This window comes from Photobacterium makurazakiensis (assembly GCF_050336715.1).
Taxonomy (GTDB): Bacteria; Pseudomonadota; Gammaproteobacteria; order Enterobacterales; family Vibrionaceae; genus Photobacterium; species Photobacterium makurazakiensis.
This window is the reverse complement of the sequence record NZ_JAKJSJ010000132.1, coordinates 1-2,887: the sequence shown is the minus strand read 5'-3', so window position 1 is coordinate 2,887 and position 2,887 is coordinate 1. Positions and strand designations below refer to the sequence as shown.

The window sequence follows — 2,887 nt, the reverse complement described above, 5'->3', positions numbered from 1 at the left end:
AGGTATGTATACACGATAAACAGCGCAATGATTCACCGTTAAGATGTAATGCACTGAGATATATACATTATTATGAATTAGTAAGTGAATTTAATAATTGCTCTTCTTTTGGCCTGTCGGAATCAGTGTAAGAGCTTTGATTGATCGCGAGTGCTCCTTCAATTGAGTGCAAGAACGTCAGTATTGCGATGCCAATGTGATCGCTCGCCCCCCTTCGATTGAGCAAAAAACAACAGTATTGTGAGATAAGTAGGCTATACCAATACTATTAGAGGCAAAATTTAATGAATGTGATCGCTCGCGCCCCTTCGGTTGAGCGAAAAACAACAGCATTGTGCAACAAACAGACCACGCCACCACTATTAGAGGCAAAATTTAATGAATGTGATCGCTCGCGCCCCTTCGATTGAGCRAAAAACAACAGCATTGTGCGATAAGCAGGCTATACCRCCACTATTAGAGGCAAAATTTAATGAATGTGATCGCTCGTGCCCCTTCGATTGAGTACAAGAACATCAGTATTGCGATGCCAATGTGATCGCTCGTCCCCCTTTGGCGGGGTGAAAAACAACAGCATTGTGCAAYAARCAGRCYACRCCACCACTATTAGAGGCAAAATTTAATGAATGTGATCGCTCGTGCCCCTTCGATTGAGTACAAGAACATCAGTATTGCGATGCCAATGTGATCGCTCGTCCCCCTTTGGCGGGGTGAAAAACAACAGCATTGTGCAACAAACAGACCACGCCACCACTATTAGAGGCAAAATTTAACCTGATTACCACCAACTTTCAGCTAATTTAATGAACGCAGGACATTAAGGTGATTTAATGCATGATTGTTTATAATATAGTTAAAAATTGAATGAGGTGGGATTATTAATGGACAATAAGAAACGTTTGTCACCCCAAGAAATGCGCAAAGTTTTACTCACGAACGCAAAAGTGTTGATGAGTGAGCGATTTAAAGTGTTGGGGGTTGAAGTATCAGGTCAACGAAAGTTACCAACATCTTCAAAGAAATAGATTTCAATGATACCCGTTACAACAGGGGTACAGGCAACTTGAGTAACCGATCTGGCATTGGCGGCGACTTCATAGAGGAACTAAGTAACGCGTCTAGAACTTCTTCTAAGCGAAACCTGTAGTTAAACCTGAAACAAAACTCACTTAGATATCTTGGTAAATGTTTTCTACTTATTGCGTGGTACGTACCGTGGAGCGAGTTTTTCACGTTGCTGATCATGGTATCAACCCAATGAAAGTATTTATCCTGAATATCATCCAGATCCATAGCACCATCTTTTACAACTCTATCGTGCTGCATATTGGCACATGTAAGTCCCTCAAAACATGAAAGTCCGTCTGAAATAGCAATGGTCTGTGGAGCAAGGTGCTTCTTCGCCCACTTAGCAATTTCATCTTTTCTGAACCCTTCAACTACACTCATACGCATGTAGACAGGGTTACACTCTTCATTTAGAGCAACCGCTGCAACAAACGGTACTTTGTTCATTGAACCTCTACCTCGCTTACCTTTCTGTTTACCACCCCAGTACACATCATCAAGTTGAACAATATGTTCGAGCTTATGTTTGTCGTCATGCTCTTTCATTGCTTGCATAAGCTTGTGTTTCATGCGCCAAGCAGTGTTGTAAGACACCCCTAAGTGTCGGGAAAGCTCCAATGCGGATACACCATTCTTGACTTGGGTGAGTAGAAAAATGGCGAGAAACCAGATAGTCAAAGGTAGTTTGGTGTTGGCTAAGATTGTTCCAGAAGTAAGAGATGTTTGTAGGTGACAGTTGTTGCACTGATACAAAGAGTGGCGTTTGAGCTTACAGTATTCTTTGCATCCACATTTAGGGCAAACATATCCAAGTGACCAACGCATGTTGAAGAGTCTTTCATAGCACTGTTCTTCAGTGCTATATAAGCTCATAAAGCGTGGAAGTGAAATTCCCTCCTGAAATTGAACCTTATTTTTCGCCATAAATACCTGCTATTACTGAAATTTTAGTGTAGCTGACCATACAATCAGATCAAGCTGAAAGTTAGTTATAATCAGGAAATTTAATGAATGTGATCGCTCGTGCCCCTTCGATTGAGTACAAGAACATCAGTATTGCGATGCCAATGTGATCGCTCGTCCCCCTTTGGCGGGGTGAAAAACAACAGCATTGTGCAACAAACAGACCACGCCACCACTATTAGAGGCAAAATTTAATGAATGTGATCGCTCGYACCCCTTCGATTGAGCAAAAAACAACAGCATTGTGCGATAAGYAGGCTATACCACCACTATTAGAGGCAAAATTTAATGAATGTGATCGCTCGCGCCCCTTCRRTTGAGCRAAAAACAACAGCATTGTGCGAYAAGCAGGCTACACCACCACTATTAGAGGCAAAATTTAATGAATTGTGATCGCTCGTGCCCCTTCGATTGAGTACAAGAACATCAGTATTGCGATGCCAATGTGATCGCTCGTACCCCTTCGATTGAGCAAAAAACAACAGCATTGTGCGATAAGCAGGCTATACCACCACTATTAGAGGCAAAATTGAATGAATGTGATCGCTCGCGCCCCTTCAGTTGAGCGAAAAACARCAGCATTGTGCGATAAGCAGGCTACACCATTACTATTAGAGGCAAAATTTAATGAATGTGATCGCTCGYGCCCCTTCGATTGAGCAAAAAACAACAGCATTGTGCGATAAGCAGGCTACACCACCACTATTAGAGGCAAAATTTAATGAATGTGATCGCTCGTGCCCCTTCGATTGAGTACARGAACATCAGTATTGCGATGCCAATGTGATCGCTCGTCCCCCTTTGGCGGGGTGAAAAACAACAGCATTGTGCAACAAACAGACCACGCCACCACTAT

General features: G+C 42.5%; 2 protein-coding genes. One reads left to right on the top strand and one right to left on the bottom strand.

Annotated elements, in window-relative coordinates:
• The first annotated feature begins 881 nt into the window (after window positions 1-881).
• Window positions 882-1,025, top strand: a complete 144-nt coding sequence (locus tag L4D09_RS28650; protein WP_428460933.1) for a hypothetical protein — start codon at window positions 882-884, stop codon at window positions 1,023-1,025.
• Window positions 1,026-1,041: 16 nt separating this feature from the next.
• Here L4D09_RS28650 and L4D09_RS28645 read toward each other — a convergent pair whose 3' ends face one another.
• The gene (locus L4D09_RS28645; protein ID WP_428460932.1) at window positions 1,042-1,992 is read right to left on the bottom strand and encodes an IS1595 family transposase; all 951 of its coding nucleotides are present in this window, start codon (window positions 1,990-1,992) and stop codon (window positions 1,042-1,044) included.
• Between the last annotated feature and the right edge of the window lie 895 nt (window positions 1,993-2,887).

What these genes read in the sequence shown, in the direction of transcription:
- L4D09_RS28650 (WP_428460933.1), top strand. Translation starts at nt 882, where the DNA reads ATGGACAATAAGAAACGTTTGTCACCCCAAGAAATGCGCAAAGTTTTA.
- L4D09_RS28645 (WP_428460932.1), bottom strand. Translation starts at nt 1,992, where the DNA reads ATGGCGAAAAATAAGGTTCAATTTCAGGAGGGAATTTCACTTCCACGC.